This window comes from Rhizobacter sp. SG703 (assembly GCF_012275445.1).
Taxonomy (GTDB): domain Bacteria; phylum Pseudomonadota; class Gammaproteobacteria; order Burkholderiales; family Burkholderiaceae_C; genus Rhizobacter.
Window position 1 is genome coordinate 1 of sequence record NZ_JAAZQK010000011.1, and the last position, 19485, is coordinate 19485.

Annotated in this window: 15 protein-coding genes; 6 read left to right on the plus strand and 9 right to left on the minus strand. The window is 67.4% G+C overall.

Annotated elements, in window-relative coordinates; genetic code table 11:
* The first annotated feature begins 266 nt into the window (after nt 1-266).
* A complete protein-coding gene (locus FHT26_RS22210; RefSeq protein ID WP_349238204.1) occupies nt 267-1952 on the plus strand; it encodes an alpha-amylase family glycosyl hydrolase in 1686 nt (561 codons plus the stop codon).
* Nucleotides 1949-3793 (plus strand): glucokinase, encoded by a 1845-nt coding sequence (glk, locus tag FHT26_RS22215; RefSeq protein WP_168562285.1) that lies wholly within the window; start codon nt 1949-1951, stop codon nt 3791-3793. Before FHT26_RS22210 ends, glk begins: the two co-directional genes overlap by 4 nt.
* Before the next feature lie 12 nt (nt 3794-3805).
* Here glk and FHT26_RS22220 read toward each other — a convergent pair whose 3' ends face one another.
* Nucleotides 3806-6292 carry a hypothetical protein gene (locus tag FHT26_RS22220; RefSeq protein WP_168562286.1) on the minus strand — a complete coding sequence of 829 codons (2487 nt, stop codon included), beginning with the start codon at nt 6290-6292 and terminating at the stop codon, nt 3806-3808.
* 442 nt (nt 6293-6734) lie between these two features.
* On the opposite strand from FHT26_RS22220, the gene FHT26_RS22225 reads away from it, so the two are divergent.
* The 3 genes from FHT26_RS22225 to FHT26_RS22235 all read left to right on the plus strand — a co-directional run bounded on the left by FHT26_RS22225 (nt 6735) and on the right by FHT26_RS22235 (nt 10371).
* Nucleotides 6735-7667: a LysR substrate-binding domain-containing protein gene (locus FHT26_RS22225; RefSeq protein ID WP_168562287.1), complete on the plus strand. Its 933-nt coding sequence runs from the start codon at nt 6735-6737 to the stop codon at nt 7665-7667.
* 114 nt (nt 7668-7781) lie between these two features.
* Nucleotides 7782-9317 (plus strand): catalase, encoded by a 1536-nt coding sequence (locus tag FHT26_RS22230; protein ID WP_168562288.1) that lies wholly within the window; start codon nt 7782-7784, stop codon nt 9315-9317.
* Nucleotides 9318-9435: 118 nt separating this feature from the next.
* Entirely contained in the window at nt 9436-10371 is a 936-nt protein-coding gene (locus FHT26_RS22235; protein ID WP_168562289.1) for an FAD-dependent oxidoreductase, read from the plus strand.
* 21 nt (nt 10372-10392) lie between these two features.
* Here the strand turns inward: FHT26_RS22235 and FHT26_RS22240 are convergent, their stop codons facing one another.
* The 6 genes from FHT26_RS22240 to FHT26_RS22265 form a co-directional block, all read right to left on the minus strand.
* Complete coding sequence (locus FHT26_RS22240; RefSeq protein WP_168562290.1) at nt 10393-10797, minus strand: hypothetical protein; 405 nt, start codon at nt 10795-10797, stop codon at nt 10393-10395.
* Between the two features lie 120 nt (nt 10798-10917).
* A complete protein-coding gene (locus FHT26_RS22245; protein ID WP_168562291.1) occupies nt 10918-11382 on the minus strand; it encodes a hypothetical protein in 465 nt (154 codons plus the stop codon).
* A 65-nt stretch (nt 11383-11447) separates the two neighbouring features.
* Nucleotides 11448-11846, minus strand: a complete 399-nt coding sequence (locus FHT26_RS22250; RefSeq protein WP_168562292.1) for a barstar family protein — start codon at nt 11844-11846, stop codon at nt 11448-11450.
* 6 nt (nt 11847-11852) lie between these two features.
* Nucleotides 11853-13859 (minus strand): RHS repeat-associated core domain-containing protein, encoded by a 2007-nt coding sequence (locus FHT26_RS30535; protein WP_168562293.1) that lies wholly within the window; start codon nt 13857-13859, stop codon nt 11853-11855.
* Between the two features lie 172 nt (nt 13860-14031).
* The gene (locus FHT26_RS22260) at nt 14032-14685 is read right to left on the minus strand and encodes a HEAT repeat domain-containing protein (protein ID WP_168562294.1); all 654 of its coding nucleotides are present in this window, start codon (nt 14683-14685) and stop codon (nt 14032-14034) included.
* 1 nt (nt 14686) lies between these two features.
* Nucleotides 14687-15085, minus strand: a complete 399-nt coding sequence (locus tag FHT26_RS22265; protein ID WP_168562295.1) for a SpvB/TcaC N-terminal domain-containing protein — start codon at nt 15083-15085, stop codon at nt 14687-14689.
* A 196-nt stretch (nt 15086-15281) separates the two neighbouring features.
* Between FHT26_RS22265 and FHT26_RS22270 the strand changes: the two genes are divergently transcribed.
* Nucleotides 15282-15800, plus strand: coding sequence for an energy transducer TonB (locus FHT26_RS22270; RefSeq protein WP_168562296.1), 519 nt, complete (start codon nt 15282-15284; stop codon nt 15798-15800).
* Here FHT26_RS22270 and FHT26_RS22275 read toward each other — a convergent pair.
* Nucleotides 15787-18822 carry a serine/threonine-protein kinase gene (locus FHT26_RS22275; protein WP_168562297.1) on the minus strand — a complete coding sequence of 1012 codons (3036 nt, stop codon included), beginning with the start codon at nt 18820-18822 and terminating at the stop codon, nt 15787-15789. The two genes, FHT26_RS22270 and FHT26_RS22275, sit on opposite strands and share 14 nt — an antisense overlap.
* Nucleotides 18819-19373, minus strand: a complete 555-nt coding sequence (locus FHT26_RS22280) for an ECF-type sigma factor (RefSeq protein ID WP_168562298.1) — start codon at nt 19371-19373, stop codon at nt 18819-18821. Before FHT26_RS22280 ends, FHT26_RS22275 begins: the two co-directional genes overlap by 4 nt.
* Between the last annotated feature and the right edge of the window lie 112 nt (nt 19374-19485).

Sequence of the window (19485 nt, forward strand, 5' to 3'; positions counted from 1 at the left end):
GGAGACTTCGCGGCGGCCGCCATCCTCTCCGGGCTGCCGATCACCATCGTGTTCATCCTGGCGCAGAAGTGGATGATCTCGGGGCTCACGGCCGGGGGGATCAAGGGATGACGATGAACGCGCGAACGCCCCCCCGCACCGTTCGCCCTGAGCCTGTCGAAGGGCCTGTTCGCATGGCACCAGGGCTTCGACAAGCTCGGCCCGAACGGTTTCTTTTCGACCGACTTCTCGCCCTGATCGCCGCCCTGTTTCTGGTCGCATGCGCGGTGCCAGCACCCGCCCCGAAGCCCCCTGCCCCGCCGCCGATCAGCGGCCCGATCTCGGTGCCCGGCGCGTTCGCCGACAACCCGATCGTCTACTTCGCCGTCACCGACCGCTTCGCCAACGGCAACCCGGCCAACGACCATGCCTACGGCCGACACCGCGAAAGCAACCCGGCCGACGATGTCGCCACCTTCCACGGCGGCGACCTGAAAGGCATCACCGACAAGCTGAACGAAGGCTGGTTCCGCGAACTCGGCGTCAACGCGATCTGGATCACCGCGCCGTACGAGCAGATCCACGGCTGGGTCGTCGGCGGCGACAAGGCGTTCAAGCACTACGCCTACCACGGCTACTACGCGCTCGACTACACCGTGCTCGACCAGGCGATGGGCACGCCCGACGAGCTGCGCGAGATGGTCGCCACCGCGCACCGCCAGGGCATCCGCATCCTGTTCGACGTGGTGATGAACCACCCCGGCTACCTCGACCTGCAGACCGCGCGCGAGCTGGGCCTGAAGGTGCTGTGGCCCGGCAGCGAGCGCGCGACGCTGCGCGACTACCACGGCTTCATCGACTACAACAGCTTCAACTTCGCCGACTGGTGGGGCCGCCCATGGGTGCGTGCCGGCCTGCCCGGCTACCTCGACGGCGGCCGCGACGACCTGACGATGCAGTTGGCCTACCTGCCCGACTTCCGCACCGACAGCACCGAGCACGTGCGCCTGCCGGCCTTCCTGCGCCGCAAGCCCGGCACGCACGCCCGCGACCTGCCCGACGCAACGGTGCGCGACTACCTCGTGACCTGGCTCAGCGACTGGGTGCGCGAGTACGGCATCGACGGCTTTCGCGCCGACACCGTCAAGCACGTCGAGCCGGCAGCCTGGGCCGCGTTGAAACGCTCGGCCACCGCCGCGTTGGCCGACTGGAAGGCGCGCCATCCGGCCGACAAGATCGACGACCAGCCGTTCTGGATGGTCGGCGAGTACTGGGGCCAGGGGCCCGAGCGCAGCCCGCTGATCGACAGCGGTTTCGACGCGCTGATCAACTTCGAATTCCAGGACCAGGCACCGCAGTTCGCGCAACCCGAGGCGCTGTACAGCCGCTACGCGTCGCTGCTGTCGGGCCGGCCCGGCTACAACGCGCTGAGCTACGTCTCGTCGCACGACACCCGGCTGTTCGATCGCCGCCGCCTCGCCGAAGCCGGTGCCGCGCTGATGCTCGCGCCCGGCGCGGTGCAGATCTTCTACGGCGACGAGACGGCCCGCACGCCCGGCCCGGCGCCCGCATCGGATCCGCAGCAGGCGACCCGCTCCGACATGAACTGGGCCACGCCCGACACCGCCCAGCTGGCGCACTGGCGCCGCCTCGGCAGTTTCCGCGCCCGCCACGTCGCATTGGCACGCGGCGTGCATCGCCCGTTGTCGTCAAGCCCGTATGTGTTCAGCCGCGTCGACGCGCAGACCGGCGATGCGGTCGTCGTCGCGATGGCGGTGGACGGCCTCGTCACGCTGCCGCTGGGCGGCACCTTCGGCAACGGCGAGGCGCTGCGCGATGCGTACAGCGGCCAGCGCGTCGACGTCGTCGACGGCCGGGTGACCCTCGCCGCTGCCGGCTACGTCCTTCTCGAACGCGCGCCCGCGCCCATGCCGGCCGCCCCCCTCGCACCCGCCGTGTCCCCTCCTCCATGACCATCGACCTCAGCCTTCGTTCGACGCCATTCACCGAAGTCCGGCTGCTGGCCGACATCGGCGCGACCTACGCCCGCTTCTGCATCGAGCCCGCGCCGGGGCAGTTCGAGCATGTCGCGGTGCTGCCGTGCAGCGACCACGCCGGCATCACCGAGGTGATCCAGGCCTACCTCGGGACACTGCCCGAGCTGAAGCCGCGCCACGGCGCCGTGTCGATCGCCAACCCGATCCAGGGCGACCAGGTGCGCATGACGAATCGCGACTGGGCGTTCTCGATCAAGGAGGTGCAGCAGCAGCTGAAGCTGTCGACGCTGCTGGTCGTCAACAACTTCACCGCGCTGGCGATGGCGCTGCCCGGCGTCGGTCCGCAGGGCCGGCTGCAGGTGGGCGGCGGCGCGCCGCAGGCCAACGGCGTGATCGGGCTGCTCGGGCCGGGCACCGGGCTCGGGGTGTCCGGCCTGATCCCGTCGGGCGACCGCTGGACCACGCTGGCCACCGAAGGCGGCCACGTCAACTTCGCGCCCAGCGACGAACGCGAGATGCGGGTGCTGCAGCATGCGTGGAAGAGCATGTCGCGGGTGTCGGCCGAGCGGCTGATCTCCGGGCCGGGCATCGAGCTGATCCACCAGGCGCTCAGCTCCGGCCGCGAGCTGTCGACCGCCGAGATCGTGCGGCGCGCGCTGCAGCACGATGCCGCGTGCGTCGAGACGCTGGAGGTGTTCAGCGGGATGCTGGGATCGATGGCCTCCGACGTGGCGCTGACGCTCGGCGCCACCGGCGGCATGTACGTCGGCGGCGGCATCGTGCCGCGGCTCGGGCCCCTGTTCGCGCAGGCCATCTTCCGCGAGCGCTTCGAGGCCAAGGGCCGCATGAGCGACTACGTGGCCCGCATCCCGACCTATGTGCTGACGGCCGAGAACCTGGTGTTCCAGGGCATCTCGACGCTGCTGTCCGACCACGTGCCGGACGCCGGCGGCAGCCACCCGCTGCTCGAACGCGTGCGGGCGTCGGTGGCGACGCTGTCGCCGGCGGAGCGGCGGGTCGCGAACTTCGTGCTCGACAACCCGCGCACCGCGTTGAACGACCCGATCGCGCTGATCGCGCACGGCGCCGAAGTGAGCCAGCCGACGGTGATCCGCTTCTGCCGCTCGCTCGGCTTCCAGGGGCTGGCCGACTTCAAGCTGAAGCTCGGCTCGGGGCTGACCGGCACGCTGCCGGTGCAGCGCACGCAGGTGCGCCGCCAGGACGGCACCGCCGACCTGTGCGCCAAGGTGCTCGACAACACGATATCGGCCATCGTGCAGTTCCGCGAGGCCTTGAACGTCGACGCGGTCGACCGCGCGATCTCGCTGCTGCGCGAGGCGCGGCGCGTCGAGTTCTATGCGATGGGCAACTCGGCGATCGTCGCGCTGGATGCGCAGCACAAGCTCTTCCGCTTCCGGATCTCGTCGGTCGCGCACACCGATCCGTCGATGCATTCGATGGCCGCCGAGCTGCTGGGGCCGAGCGACGTCGCGGTGTTCATCTCGAGCTCCGGGCAGCCGCCGGAGTTGTCGCGCGCGGCCGGCCTGGCACTGGAGCGCGGCGCGAAGGTGATCGCGATCACCGCGAGCCAATCACCGCTCGCGCGCAAGTCGACGGTGTGCATCCCGGTCGAGCACAGCGAGGACGCGAGCACCTTCGTCTCGATGATCTCGCGCATCCTGCACCTGCTGGTGGTCGACATGATGTCGGTCGGCGTCGCGGTGCGGCGGCTGCCGTCGGCGAGCGTCGGCAGCGAGGCCCCCGCCGACGGCCAGCAGCAGCCGGCGCCGGGGGTGCTGATCTCGCACGTGGAGTGAGGGCCTCGTCGCTCAGCTCAGGCGCTTGTCGGCGATGCCTGCCCATCCGTCGGCCAGCGCCGCCAGCATCTGCGCCCGATGGGCAGGATCGGCCGAGGCGGTCGCGATCCCGAGCAGCGCCTGCTGTTGTTGCGGGTTCAGCTGCGAGGCCACCGGGCCGAGGCCTGCCATGGCAGCCACTTGATCGGCCCCCTTCAGGTGCTGCACGATGTCGTCGACCATCTGCTGCTTGTGCGCGCGGCCGAGTTGATCGACCTTCGGGCCGAGGCCTGCCCAGACCGATGCACGCTCCTCGGGTGGCCGCTTGAAGACCGCGTCGATGCCCTGAGCGCTCAGGTCCTGTGCTTTCGGGCGAAGCGCAGGCACCGAGCCGGCCAGCAGCGCAGCGGCGCCGGGGTCCATGTGCGCGAGCAACGGTGCGAAATGCGCCAGGGCAGCCTCCCGATCTGCCCCTGCAGGCAGCGCGAGGACCCCCTTGGCGATCTTCTCCTGCAGAGGCGCTTCAAGCTTGCCGATCGAAGGCCCGAAGCCCTTCAGCGCAAGCACCACGTTGTCGTCGCTGCCCATCTGGTTGAGCATCATGCGCACCACGTGCGCCCGCTGATCCGGTGCCAGCAGGTGCAGCCCCCCCTGGGCCATGGCGGAGAGGACTGCGGCATGGCCATCGGGATTGGGCGTCAGCGTCACTGCCGCCATCTGGTACACGTCGGTCCTCTGGCTCGGCGTCAGGTGCTGAAGCTCGCGGCCCATCGCGGACAGCATCGAGATCTGCTGGGGATTGCCGTTGTTCGACTTGTCCCATCCCGCTTTGCTGATGCCCGAGGCGTTCGAGGTCAGGATGACCATGCCCTCGCGCTGCTGCGGCGACATCAGGGCCAGCGGTACGCGTGCCGAGGGCGTCGTGAAGATCTTCGGCAGATCAGCCGGCGTGAACGTGTCGGTGACGGCATGCGTCAGCGGCTGCAGGAAGCGCACCGCCGCGTCGCCCGAGAGCACCGCCTGCAGCGGGCGCGACGTGTTCGACATCGCGTGCATCATCTTGCCCAGCTGGCGCGGATCGTCAGAGTGCACGTGGCCGGCAATCCGCTGCAGGAGCTCCGGCGGCAGGCCGTGAAGGCCTTCCAGGCTGCTCGGCGTCCCGGGCCAGTGGGCCAGGAACGCCGTATTCGCGTCGGCTTTCGCCGCCGAGTCGGGCAGCGAGTGCAGCGATGCCGCCAGCGTGTCGCGCTGTTTCTCGCTCAACAGCTGCAGGTTGGGTGCCAGCCGCTCCAGCACCGCCGCCTGCTCGCCACCGCGCAGGTTCTGCACGATGTCGTCGACCATGGACTGCCGCTGCGCCAGCGGCATGTGCGCGAGCGACGGGCCGAGGCTGCCCCACACCTGGGCGCGTTCCTGGGCGGTGCCGAGATCGAAGGCCGCATCGAACACGGCTTGGCGCTGGTCGTCGGTCAATGCCGGCATGCCGCTGGCCATCGCGCGCAGCGACGTCGCGCTCTTGCGGTCGCCCGTGGCATGCGCCAGCAGCGCCGACAGCCGCCCCTCGTCGAGACGCTTCAGGCCTTCCCACGCCGGCGGGAAACGACCCGGCGCCACGGAGGCCCCCTGGCTCGAGAACAACCGCATCGGGTCCGCGGACTGCATGACGGCATCGAACGCGGTTTCGCGGTCTTCCTTCTTCAGGTATTCCAGGGCCGACATGAAGCCCGACATCACCTGGGCCTTGGCTTCCACGCCTTGCACCTTCTGCGCCTCGACGAACAGCAGTTCGCGGTACTCCGGCTCCAGGTGCGCAAAGCCCTTGCACAGGGCCGACGCCATCGTGCTCGGCGTTCCGGTCTCGTTCGCAGCCTCCAGCGACGCCCCGACGATCTGGACCAGCGCCAGTCGCACATCCGGATGCAGATCGGCCATGCCCTGGCTCATGCAGTGAAGCGCGGCCTCGCGCGCTGCCGGATCCGTGACGTTCACGAAGATCGCATTGGCGAGCCCGAACTGCTGTTCGCCGGGGATGGAGCCCAACGACGGGCCGAGGGCTTGCAACGCCGCGAGCATGCGGGGCACGTCGTTCCCGCTCATCGCGAGGACCTCGTGGACCAGCGCGCTGCGTTGCTCGGGCTGCAGATGCTGTGCGCCCCCTTGCAGGAGCGCCACGACGCCGTCCCGCAGGCGCGCCGGGTCGGTCTCTTGCCCGACCTGCGCGACCAGCGCATCGCGCTGCGTGCGGTCGAGCTGCCCGATCTGCCGTGCCAGTGCATGCCGCAATGCCGGCGACCCCATGGCGAGGTCGACGACTTCGTTGCGTCTCGGGTGCGTCATCGCCATCACGGGAAACCTGGACGGCGCAGGGTGGCCGGCGAAGGTCTTCGCCAAGGCCTCGGGACTGAACTGCGCGAACAGCGTGTGCGCCACTGCCGGTGGGAGGCCGTCGATGAAGCCCCGCGGGGTCACCGGGGCCGCAAACGCCTGGCCGGCATGCCCCACGCTCTGCATGAGGGACATGAAAGCGCTCCTCAGCCCGAGAGGCTTGACATCGACGGCCGTGCCGCCGCGCGGCGCCCGCCCCGCGCCCGCCGCGCTCGACGCGCGGTTCGTGGATCCCGCCGAAGGCACGCCGGCCGGCCGCGTGCGCGCCGTGGACGCTGGCAAGTCCCCGACACCCGGCCGAGCCGGCTGCGTCGTGCGCGATGGGCTCGACCATTGCGGGTCGGGCGTCGAACTGCGGCGAACGAACGGGGGCACGGCCATCGAGGAACCTTCAGCTTTTTGCGATCCGGGGGCAGTCTGGCGCTGGCCCACCGCGCTCGACACGGAAAACGCGAAGCCGCCCGCACCCACGCGAAGTCAGGCGCCTGCGATTCAAATTGCCAATCGGCGCGCATCACAAAAGAAATCGCCGCCCGCCCCGGCGCTGGCAATACTCGCGCGGCAAAGGGAGACAACGATGACACTGCGCGAACTGCGCTACCTGGTGGCGCTCGCCGAGCACCGCCATTTCGGGCACGCGGCCGAGGCCTGCCACGTGACCCAGCCGACGCTCAGCACGCAGCTGCGCAAGCTGGAGGACTACCTCGGGCTGGCGCTGCTCGACCGCCACGGCAAGCAACCCGGGCTGACGCCGATCGGCGAGCTGGTGGTCGAGCGGGCGCGCCGCCTGCTGGCCGAGGCCGACCAGATCCTCGAGTTGAAGAACCTGCGCAGCGGGCCGCTGCAAGGCGCGCTCAACATCGGCCTGATCCCGACGCTCGCGCCCTACTACCTGCCGTGGCTGCTGCCGCTGGTGCGCCAGCGCTACCCGAAGCTGCGGCTGGTGGTGCACGAGGAGATGACGCGCCACCTGGCCGACAAGCTGGCCGACCAGTTGATCGACGTGGCCATCGTCGCGCTGCCGGGCCCGCTGCCCCAACCGGCCTTCGTCGAGCAGGCGCTGTTCGACGAACCGTTCTTCGTCGCGGCACCGCCGCAGCACGAGATCGCGGCGTACGACGCCGTGCCGCTGCACGTGCTGGCCGAACTGAAGCTGCTGCTGCTCACCGACGGCCATTGCCTTCGAGGCCATGCGCTGGAAGCCTGCGGCCAGCATGAATCGACGCAAGACGACGGGTGCGACTTCCGCGCCAGCAGCCTGGAGACGCTGCGGCAGCTGGTGGCCGCCGGCATGGGCTGCACGCTGATGCCGGCGCTGTCGGTCCGGCGGCGCGGCGACAGCGGGCTGGTCGTGCGGCCCCTGGCGCAAGGGCAATCGCGGCGCATCGGCATGGTCTGGCGCCCGGGCCATCCGCGCGCGACCGACCTGCAACTGCTGGCCGACACGCTGGGTGACGCGCTGCCCGACGGCGTGAGGCCGCTGCGCCGCACGCTGGCCACCGCCGCCTGAGCCCTGCGAGCGCGATCGCGATTGAAGGCGTGAATCGAGCCCGCTGAGGTTTTCAATTTCCCGGCGCGCACGCGGCTTCATAAGCTCCGCGCTCCTACTTCAGTGGAGCAGAACATGAACAAGCTTCTTCGTTGCAACGCGCTGCCGGTGCTGCTGGCCGTGGCCGCGGCGGCCGCCCAGGCGCAGGCTCCGGCGCCCACGCTGACACGCGACAACGGCGCGCCGGTCGGCGACAACCAGAACTCGCAGACCGCCGGCCCTGGCGGGCCGGTGCTGCTGCAGGACGTGCAGCTGATCCAGAAGCTGCAGCGCTTCGACCGCGAGCGCATTCCCGAACGCGTGGTGCATGCGCGCGGCACCGGTGCGCACGGCGAGTTCGTCGCGAGTGCCGACCTGTCGGCCGTCACCCGCATGAAGATCTTCGCGGCCGGCACGCGCACGCCGGTGTTCGTGCGCTTCTCCACCGTGATCCACGGCAACCATTCGCCCGAGACGCTGCGCGACCCGCGCGGCTTCGCGACCAAGTTCTACGGCAGCGACGGCAACTGGGACCTGGTCGGCAACAACCTGCCGGTGTTCTTCATCCGCGACGCGATCAAGTTCCCGGACATGGTGCACAGCCTGAAGCCGAGCCCGGACACCAACGTGCAGGACCCGAACCGCTTCTTCGACTTCTTCTCGCAGCAGCCCGAATCGACGCACATGCTGACGCGGCTGTACTCCGACCTCGGCACGCCGGCCAGCTACCGCCAGATGGACGGCAACAGCGTGCACGCCTACAAGTTCGTCGACGCGCAGGGCCGCTACACCTACGTCAAGTTCCACTGGAAGACGCTGCAGGGCGAGAAGAACCTGAGCGCGACCGAGGCCACGGCGCTGCAGGGCCGCAACTTCAACCATGCGAGCGAAGACCTGATCGCCGCGATCAACGGCGGCAACTTTCCGAAGTGGGACCTGCACGTGCAGTTGCTGAAGCCCGAGCAGCTCGACGGCTTCGACTTCAACCCGCTGGACGCGACCAAGGTGTGGACCGGCGTGCCGGAGACCAAGGTCGGCACGATGACGCTGAACCGCAACCCGGCCAACATCTTCCAGGAGACCGAGCAGAGCGCGTTCGCGCCGGGCAACCTGGTGCCGGGCATCGAGGCATCGGAAGACCGGTTGCTGCAGGGGCGGCTGTTCAGCTACAACGACACGCAGCTGCACCGCGTGGGCACCAATGTGCAGCAGTTGCCGATCAATGCGCCGAAGGCCGTGGTGGCCGCGAACAACCAGGACGGCAATGCGAATGCCGGTGCGCGCACCGGCGCCGTCAACTACGAGCCGTCGCGGCTGCGGCCGCTGCCGGCCGATGCGGCCTACAGATCGAGCAGCCTGCCGCTGGCCGGCAGCACGCAGCAGGCGCGCATCGCGAAGACGCTGAACTTCCGGCAGGCCGGCGAGTTCTGGCGCTCGCTGTCGAAGAAGGAGCAGGCGAGCCTGGTCGCGAACCTGGCCGGCGACCTGGGCCGCGTCGACAACGACGCGGTGAAGTACGCGATGCTGTCGCACTTCTACAAGGCCGACAGCGGCTATGGCAGCGAGATCGCGAAGGCGGTGAAGGCGGATGTGGGGCGGGTTCAGCAGTTGGCGCAGGCGCTGGCGGAGTGACCGGGATCCCGGACTGGCATCCGGGCTGCTTCGGTGGCGAGGCGGCGGCTTCGCGATCTGCACACGCCGCCTCGCCCGACATGGGCATCCTGTTCTGATCGAAAGAAAGGATGCTCCGATGAACGATGCCGTGGTGATCGGCGGCGGCCCGGCCGGTGCGGCCTGTGCCTTGTGGCTGCACCAGCTGGGGATGGACGTGCGGCTGCTGGAAGCCGGGCCGGCGGTGGGCGGATTGCAATTGCGCAGCCCGTACACGAACCGATGGATTCCCGGCATGCAGGGACGCACCGGGCAGCAGGTGGCGGCCGAACTGCAGGACCACCTGCTCGATGCGAACGTGCCGCACACGGTGGGCTTCGAGGTCAGCGCGATCCGCCAGTCGCCGGGGGGCCGGCAGTGGGACGTGGCGGACGGTCGGACAGTGCACCGGGCGCGCCATGTGGTGATCGCGACCGGCTCGAAGCCACGGCGCGGCGGGTTCGTCGAATCGGACTGCATCGGCATCGGGCCGGGCATCGCGATGGAGCGCATCGCCGTGGAAGGCCGCCGCGTCGCGATCCTCGGCGGTGGCGACAACGCGTTCGACCAGGCGGGCTTTGCGCTGCGGCGCGGGGCGGCCAGCGTCGAGATCTTCTGCCGCCATGCGCCGCGTGCCCAGCCGATCCTGCAGCGGCAGATTGCAGCGGAGGCGGTGCATGTCGGGCCGTTCCAGGCGGATGCGCAGGCGATGACGGTGAACGGCCAACCGTTCGACGTGTTCGGCGTGCAGTTCGGCTTCGAGGCCAGCATCCCGGGCGGGCTGCGATTGGCGCTGGACGACGGCTACATCGAGGTCGACCGCAGCGGTGCGGTGCCCGGTCTGCCGGGGCTGTATGCCGCCGGCGAGGTGACGAACTTCTGGCACCCGTGCGTGACGACGGCGTATGCGCATGGGGTGCAGGTGGCGAAGTCGATCCAGAACGCGGAGATGGCGGGGGTGGCCGGCTTGGGGGCTGCGATGCCGGTCGGGATGGCGGGTGAGGCGCAACGGCGGGGGAGCGTGGCGTTGTCTTGAAGGCGATTTTTGGCTGACGGATCAGGTGTCGGCAGTCTTCTTGGAATCCTCATCTTCCAACGCAACAGACTCTGCAACCACTTCGAGGCAACCGAAGCTGTCGACGAACACCATGAAGTGGCGCATGGCCCAACGGTCTCGCCACTCCGGCACGGCGTCATTGCGCAGTTCCGCAACCCAATCAGATTCCGGCAATTCGCATACCGCTTCGTGGACGTCATCGACATGCCAGCCGGTGCAGTAGATCTCCGACCTTTTCCGAAAGGCGCGTTGTTTGACGAACCGCAGGCAGACTGACCGTTTCTGTCCTTCATTTTCAAAGTCCATGGACAACAACAAGTCGCCACGATCAATGCAAAGCGCAGGCCCACGAATCACCTCTGCGGACGAACACGGCAACGCAAAAAGTTCTTTCTTGTATGTCATGGTGATCAGCGCTGAGTGCCGGACTTCAGCATCTCGGTCAACCGTCGAAGTTCGGAGATAAGATAAGGGACATCCTGCCGAGCAGTTGCCATGAATTTGATTTCAGTGTCCGAAGCGCCATCAAGCACCATGCCGTTGCTCACTGCGACCAGCGTTAAGCATCGCGCAGACAAAAAGGGCGACCTGCCGCGAAGATCTCACTTCGTCATAGTGCTCCAGGAACGTGAGAAGTTCTACTGAGAGAAAATAGTCGACGTCCCGCGCCAGCCTGCTCTCTGTGTCCAATGGAAGATTGTGGATCAAATTGAGAATCAGTCCTGCACTGCGAAGATCAGACGCCTTGACTTGATCTATTGCAATTGCGACACATCGCTCGAATGTTATTTTTATGGCGGCATCTTCTATTGCATCGATCTCAAGTAAAACTGCCTCCAACGTGTGCAGAACATGCTCTGTCAATCGCCCGGACAGCAACAGGTTTCTGCATGAGATCACCGCCTGAGATATTTTCCTCCTGGGAGGCATCGTATCTTTCCGCCTCAACCTTTTAACCATTGCCGCGCCCGCTGCATTTACGAATAACATAGACCGGCATCATCGGTAGCCTGTGGTAAGCGCTCAGTCATCGCGTCGAGACGGCTCGTCCCTCATTAAATAGATCTAATTATCAACAATTGCTTCGTTGGCCCAGCCGTGACGTTTTTGTCAGCGAGCGAATCTGGTAGCGCCCTCAAAACATCGACTGCAATTTCGTAGTCTTTGGGAGACCTCAATTCCATTATTGACGAATCAGGCCAAATGATAACAATTTTCTCCTCATCCAGGCCATCCAATCCGGCCCATAATGAATCCGCAAGCGCATCCCAACTCCGATTGCTTTGCAAAATCGGGTCTAACGGCAATACACGACGCACGCCTTCAAAGAACTCGTCTTTGGATGACAGATTGGTTGGCAGGCGAAATACACGCCAGCCCCGTCGTTCGCACTCGGCCACGACTTTCTCTACTTCCAATTCGTCAATCGAAAAAAGACCCGCCTTGTTAATCATTGCAAATCACCTTATCTTCACAAATGCTGGTTGAGCCGTATCCCCATAGTGTGTCCACGTATAGTACACCTCGCCGGTTTTGCCGTTTACAACGATGCGGTTGGGTCCGGCACCCGGTGTGCCCGCAGGTGGTGCGACTCGATACTCTCGATACGGCGAGGCAGTTCCCTGCCCCCCAGGTAAATCGCCAGCCCAGTTCTTAAACTGGGTACCCCATTTCTTCGCCAAATCGCCCAGCGGCTTGGTACCAGCATCTATATGTTTTAGCGTGTTCAACGCAGCAGCTTCTGCTGCAGAAGGTAAGGATCCAGGCGTGATCCGCGAAACCGTAGGACCCGCGCCAGAGTTTGGCCCCGGTAAACCTGCGCCGAGCATTCCGCTGCCGAGTGCCGCACTCGCCATAGGTGCAAGCGAAGAGAGATCATAGTTCCCTTGCCTCGCCTGAGCGCCCATTATGGCAACACCCATTCGCACGACATTCGGTGCCGAGCTAGGATCATCACCTTTCAACGCGACATATTTGTCGTACAAGGCTTGCATCGTGGCGACATCGCCAGCTGCGAGCGCCGTTTCGAAATGCCGATTGATCCTCCGAATCTCGGGGCCCGGGTCAGTCGAGGACTCCTGCTGGGACGCTGGTGGTGCACCCGAATTCAGTTGACTCGCTGCTGCCGGATCCTTCTGACCTAGAGGTGTCGCATGGAGATACTCCGTGATGGCGACACCCATATGGTGACCTTCTGTCTGCGTCGCGTCCTCGCCACTCGGCGCAATGTATACGGCGCACTCCGGCCGCCCGCCGCAAATGCTATCGCTGGTGCGATTGACATGTTCGGCCTCCAGTCCCGTCGGGTCGGTGAAGACCAACGCGTTGTTCAACACATAGCTGTAGCGATTGAACGCCTGCACGTTCGTCGGATCCGGCACCGTCGGGTCGGCGCTGGTGTGCCGCCCGAGCAGCGGGTCGTACATCCGCGCGTTCATGTTCACCAGCCCCAGCTGGTCCAGGTGCTCGTGGCCGGTGTAGCCGCTGTGGTCCTGCGCGTTCTTCAGGCTGCCCCATTGCGGGCCGGTGTCGTCGCTGCCGTCGGCGTTGCGACGGCGGCCCCACGCGTCGTAGCTCATGCGCTGCAGCACCGCCTGCGCCTGGTCCATCTCGGCGAGCGTGGAGCCGAGGTGGTCGGTCAGGAAGTAGCGCAGGTTGCGCGTGCCGTCCGCCGTCGGTGCGACGCTCGTGCCGCTGAGCTTCTCCTCGATGAAACCGAGCTGCGCCGGCAGCACCGTGCGAATCGTCGTCGTGTTGGCCGCGGTGTCGATCTCCTTTTCAATGGCGCCGCCGTACCAGATCGTCGTGGTCGGGCTTCCCGCCACCTCGCCGCTCACCGGGCTGATGGTCTGCCGGGTTCTCGCGTGATCTGGGCCGTACAGGAACGCCGTGCGCTGCACCGCGTTCGTCCCGTCCAGCTTGTCGATGCTCGACGGCATGTCGTAGGCCGTCCACGCATAGCGGCGGCCCATGCCGGTCTTCAGGTTGCCGTTGACCTCGTAGCTGAAGCCCGGGTTCGCCAGCCCGGCCACCGTGCCCAACACCGACGCCACCGCGTTCGGCGCGGTGCTGCCCGCGCCCGACGGCGGGTAGCGGTACAGCCCGACGCCGGTCTTGCTGGTCAGGTTGCCCAGTTCGTCGTAGGTGGTCGTCTTCGTGACCCCGCCGATCGTGCTGGTGTTCAGCCGGTTCAGCGCGTCGTAGGTGAAGCTCTCGTTCAACGCCGCGCCGCCGTTGCTCATCAACTGGCTGCGGCTCTCCAGGTTCCCGAGCACGTCGTAGTCGTAGCTGTCGTTCTGGTACTGCGCGTCGGCCGCCGACACCCCGCTGCGGATGCTGTTCAGGCGCCCGGTGTACGGGTTGTAGCCCCGGCGGGTCACCGCGCCATTGCCCAGTTGCTCCTGTGTCAGCCGGCCTTCGGCAATCATTGCCTGCGCAGTCCACAGCGTGATCGCCGTGATGCCCACGCCTTCGTAGCGGTCGATGCAGTCCAGGTAGCCGAACGCGTTGTCACGGCACGCCGCTCATCCTCAAGGCAGACGCACTTCGCATGCATGCGCAGGTATTCAGGTTCTTCATGGCCGACAACGGTACGTGGCTGGCGGATCAGGTGCCGGCCCGAGCTCGCGCTCGACCCGTTTAAATTTGAGGCCGCCCACCCCTTAACTTCTCAACAATCCGCTCAATCCCCTGCTCCTCCAAAACCGAGTTTTCCACCCTCTCCAATATTGGACCATGCTCCAACCTTACATAAATATAAGTCGCGGCCGGATCAGCCGGACACATATAATAGCCATCTCGAATGAGCCCAATTTCGATCAGCATTATTTTCCGTGTCTCAGGGTGATTCTCAATCTTGACTGCCTCCTCCATTCTTTCAACGACAGATAGCAGATTCAGACGTCCAGCCCAATCCGCAGCTTTCTGACGAACAAGAGAACTCTTGTCTTGTAGGCTTGAGCCGATGATCGCATTCACGAGCTCTGTAGATGAAGTCTCCGAGAGACACAGAATAGCATTTCGCCTAACGTGAGCAAGCTTTGATTGAGACATACCAAGGACCACCTGCTTCGCACTTTGCTGGCGCCCCAACAAAATATTTAATATTTCTGTTCCTATGTTGTACAAAGCTGGACTTTTTTCAGAGGCAACAGAGGCAACCAATGAGAGTGTTTTATCGTCAAGATTCTCATTCGAATTCAATAAACTAATCGCCCGCAACAGCCCAACTGAAGCATCAGGCCAATGCGGAGTCACATAACTTTGAATCGCATCGATGAGCAGGCTCAGCAATTTAATGTCCACCATCAGAACTGGACCATCTCACGAACATTAGGACTTGGGATCCCAGCGTCTTGCCGCAGCGCGCAATGCTCGACTGACCGCCCATGGCCCAGCCGCGCCCGAGCGTGCTCGTGCCGGACTGGCTTGAATAGTTCAGCGACACGCCGGGCGCCATGCCCGCCGTGCCCGGCGGCACCGCGATCGACACCGAATAGGTCGCCGCACCGGCACCCACCGAGGCCCGCCCGGCGAGGCTGCCGGACACCGCACCCGACAGGTTCGGCGGCTGGATCGTCACGGCGGTCTGCGCGAGCGACAACGGTGCGAGCGCTCCAAGCAGGGGCACACAGAAAAGCGCGACGCGCGCGCGGCGGGTCGCCCACGCGGCGATGGGGGTGAAATGCAGCAAGAGATCCTCCTCGAGGGGCTGTCGGTCAGTCCGCGCCGCTAGGTCTGCAGCGCTGGCCCTGCCGGGCCCCGGCGTCGCGATGAGCCCGCATCGGGACCCACCGCAACGCGGCGCATGTTAACGATGCGCCGGCTCGTTTCAACAGGACATGTGAATATTCACCAAGGCCAGCGCAGCAGATTGCTAAGCTTCGAGCATGCGAACCCATTCGATGCCCCTGGCCGCCGCGCTGCTGCTGTTCGCGCCATGGATTGCCTGTGCTGCGGACCCCGCGACGCCGCCGCGCTATTCGCTCAAGCAGGACAGGCCGGACACCGGCTCCCACATCCTTCGCGACATCGTCAGCGGCAGTGCCCTGCCCCTCGACAAGCCCTACGGCGAGCTGTCGCCTGAACAGCAGGCCCTGGTGAAATCGCAGTACGAGGCGCTGGGCGCGAACGACGAGCCGCCGTACCCGCTGAACGGACCCCGCGGGCTCTACAAGGCGATGTCGGCCGGCCAGGACAGGGTGCAGGTACACGGCCGCCTGTCGCTGCTCGTCGACGTCGACAGCCACGGCGAGGCGCAATCGGTCTCGGTGCTGGCCTCGCCGGATTCCCGCCTGACGACCTACGCCGCCGGCGTGCTGATGAAGGCGAAATACAAACCGGCCCGCTGCGACGGCGCGCCGTGCGCGATGCAGTACCCGTTCCGCATCAACTTCACGATGCGCTGAACTGCGCCCCCAGTTCGGCCTGCGCTGCATAGGCGGCACGCGCCTGCCGCAGCAACGCTTGCGACGCCACACGCTCGTTCAGCATGCGCAGGCAGCGCGCGAGCGCCACCCGCGCCTCGGCCACCCACGCGCCGCCCGACGGCACCAGCCGTTCGCGCAGCGCCACCGCGCGCTGCAGCGGTGCGCGCGCGGCCTTCGGATCGCCCTCGTCGAGCCAGGCCTGGCCGAGCAGCAGCAGCGCGTCGGCCTGCCGGTCTTCGAAGCGCGCCGGCTCACGCTCGGGCTCCAGCAACGCCAACGCATGCCGTGACTGCATCCGCGCATCGGCCGGCCGGCCGAGCTGCAACGCCGCCTGCGCGCTGAACAGCAGCCACTGCACCCGGTCGAGCGGCGGACCGCCGGCGTCCACCAGCACGATCTCCTTCAGCCGCTCGACGGCCTGCGCGCCCTGCCCTTGCGCCAGCAGCAGGCGCACCGCCTCGAAGACGAACGGGTTGTGCGTGGCTGGCGCCGCGACGCCGCGGCCCACCTCGCGCCAGATGCGGTGCGCCTCGTCGATCTGCCGACCGCTGTCGGCATAGCGGCCCATCGCTGTCCAGTTGCGCGCCTGCAGCAGCATCTCGCGCGCCAACGGCACCGAGCCGGGGTAGTGCGCGCGCAGGTCGTCGAGCTCCGGCGCGTAGTCGCGATCGGCGGCGGCGAAATCGCCGTCGGCATGGTGCGCGTCGCCGCGAAACCGGTTCACCGCGCCGACGGCCGGCGGCGTGGCATTGGCATCCGGCCGGCCGATCGCGGCGTGCGCATCGTCGAGCAGCCGCCGGCCTTCGTCGCGCCGACCCAGGGTGTGCAGCAGCCCGCCGAGCTTGGCCTGCGTCTGCAGCGTCGCGCCGTCCAACGGGCCGCTGAGCTTGGTCGACAACGCGAGCGCGCGCCGCAGGTGGCCTTCGGCCGCGCCGAAATCGCCGGCCGCGGCCTGCGCCTCGGCCAGTTGCACCAGCGGCGTCACCGACCAGGCCGACGGCTCGTGCTCATGGCGGTCGATCTCGGCCAGCGCCTCCTTCAGCAAGGCCTGCGCGGTCGTCGCATCGCCGGCCAGGTAGTGCGAGCGCGCCAGGTTGCGCAGCGCCTCGTAGCCGCTGGACCATTGCGCCGGGTGGTTCCGGAAATGCGCCACCGCATGGCGCGCCGCATCGCGCATGCCCGCCAGCGACACGTACTGCTCGATCTCGGCCCGGTTGATCCACATCCAGCCGCGCGTCTCCGACGCGTCGTCGCCGATCGCATCGAGCACCTGCCGGGCTTCGTCCATCGCCGCCAGTGCGCGGGCGCGGTCGTCGGTGTGGTTGACGTCGCGGGCATACGCCAGCAGCGCGTTGGCAACCCGCGCATCGCGGGGGCCGAAGGCCCGCCGCGCCGCCTCGACGCGCTGCAGCCGCAGCTGCCCGGCCTCGTCGAACAGGCCGAGCTGGAAGTGCATGTCGGCCAGCGTGTCGAGCACCTCGTCGAGCGCCTCCGGCGAATCCTTCAGGGCCTGCGAGGCCTGCTTCGCACCGACCTCCAGCAGCTCGCGCGCGGTGGTCTGGCGCGCCCGCAACGGATCGGCCTGCTGCAGCGAGTTGGCGGTGAACAGCCGGGTCAGGAAGCCCTGCACCGCCTGTGCCCGCTGGCTCTCGCGCTGCGCGAGCGCGGCCTGCTCGCGCGAACGCTGCGCCTGCTGCAGCGATACGGCCACTGCAGCGGCCAGCAGCAGCCCGGCGGCGGCCACCGCGGCCACCTGCCGGCGGTGGCGGCCGACGAACTTGCGCAGCCGGTAGGCGGCACTGTCGGGCCGGGCCAGCACCGGCTGGCCGCCGAGGTGGCGCACCAGGTCCTCGCGCAGCGATTCGGCGGTCGGGTAGCGCTGCGCCGGGTCCTTCTTCAGCGCCTTCAGCACGATGGTGTCGAGGTCGCCTGCCAGCATCTGGCGCAGGCGGCGCACGCTGGTGCCGCGCGCCTGCGCGGCCTCGTCGGTCAGCACGCGCAGGCTGGGCCGCTGCGGCTCGACGCCCAGCACCGCCTCTTCGAGCGCCGCGCACGAGGCGCGCACCGGCTCGTATGGCCGAGCCCCGCTCAGCAGCGTGTACAGCACGACGCCGAGCGAATAGACGTCGCTGGCCGTCGTCACGCTGCGCCCGGCCACCTGCTCGGGCGACGCGTACTCCAGCGTCAGCGCTCGGCCGGCCAGCCGCGTCAGCTCGGTCTCGTCGGCCTGGCCGTCGGTGGTCAGCTTCGCGATCCCGAAATCGAGCAGCCGCACCTGGCCGTCTTCGGTGACGAGGATGTTGGCCGGCTTCAGGTCGCGGTGGATCACCAGGTTCTGGTGCGCGTATTGCACCGCCGTCAGCACCTGCAGCATCAGCACCAGGCGCTGCATCAGGCCCAGCCTGCGCCGGTCGCAGAAGGCCGCGAGCGGCTCGCCCTGCACGTACTCCAGCGCGAGGTAGGGCTGGCCGTCGTCGGTGATGCCGGCATCGAGCAGCCGGGCGATGTTGGGGTGCTCCAGCGCGCCGAGGATGCGGCGCTCGCGCGCGAAGCGCTCGTGCACGTGCGGGCCGGGCAGATGGGTGCGCACCAGTTTCAGCGCGACCTGCCGCTCGTACAGGCCGTCGTCGCGCTGCGCGAGCCACACCGTGCCCATGCCGCCCTGCCCGATCGGCCGCAGCACGCGGTAGGCGCCGATGCGGCGGCCGACCAGCGACGGCCCATCGGCCGCGCGGGCTGCCCGTGCCGCGCGGTCGATGCCGCGCGCGACCAGGTCGTCGGTCTCGACGCGCCGCGCGACGGTGGTTTCATGGACACCAGTCAGGTGCAGCTGGTCGCGCATCTGGTCGTGCAACTGCGCGACCACCTCGGCGAGCTCCGGTTCGCGGCGGGCCAGCGCGGCGTGCCAGCCCGCGCGCTCGTGGCGCGGCAACTCGCCGACCTCGTCGAGCAGCAGCGAGATCCTGCCGACCTCGGCGGGCGTCAGCTCCCGCAGTTTCATGCCTCGTCCATCAGGCGCAGCAGGAAGGCCCGCGCCTTCTCCCACTCGCGCTCCACCGTGCGGGTCGAGGTGCCGCGCGCCTCGGCCACTTCGCGGATCGACAACCCGGCGAAGTAGCGCAGCTCGACCAGCTCGTGGAACTGCGGCGACAGGCGCTGCAGCACGTCGAGCGCGGCGCCCATCGCCATCAATCGACGGTCGTCATTCGCCTCGGCCTCGATGCCGGTGGTCAGCGTGACCAGCACATCGCCGCTGCCGCGCTTCTGCGCCTGGCGTTCGCGCACATGGTCGATCACGACGCTGCGCATCACGCGGGCCACGTAGCCGAAGAAGGCCGGGCGGTCGGAAGCCTTCAGCCGCCCTTCGCCGGACAGTTTCAGGAAGCTCTCGTGAACCAGCGAAGTCGTGTCCAGGTCGTCCAGCCCGCCGCTCCTGTAGAGCCGGTTGTGCGCCATGCGCTTCATGTCGGCGTAGACCAGCTCGAACAAGCGGCTTGATGCCTGCGGTTCGCCGGACTGGGCCGACCGCAGCAGATCGGTCATCTCCGTCATCGACGTGTCTCTCGTTGTCTGCCTGCCACTGCAAGGCACTCCGCCCGAGTATCGGGAGGGCGCCTTGCGAGCGTCAAAGTACAGATTGAGGATGGCGCCCCACCCATTGGGG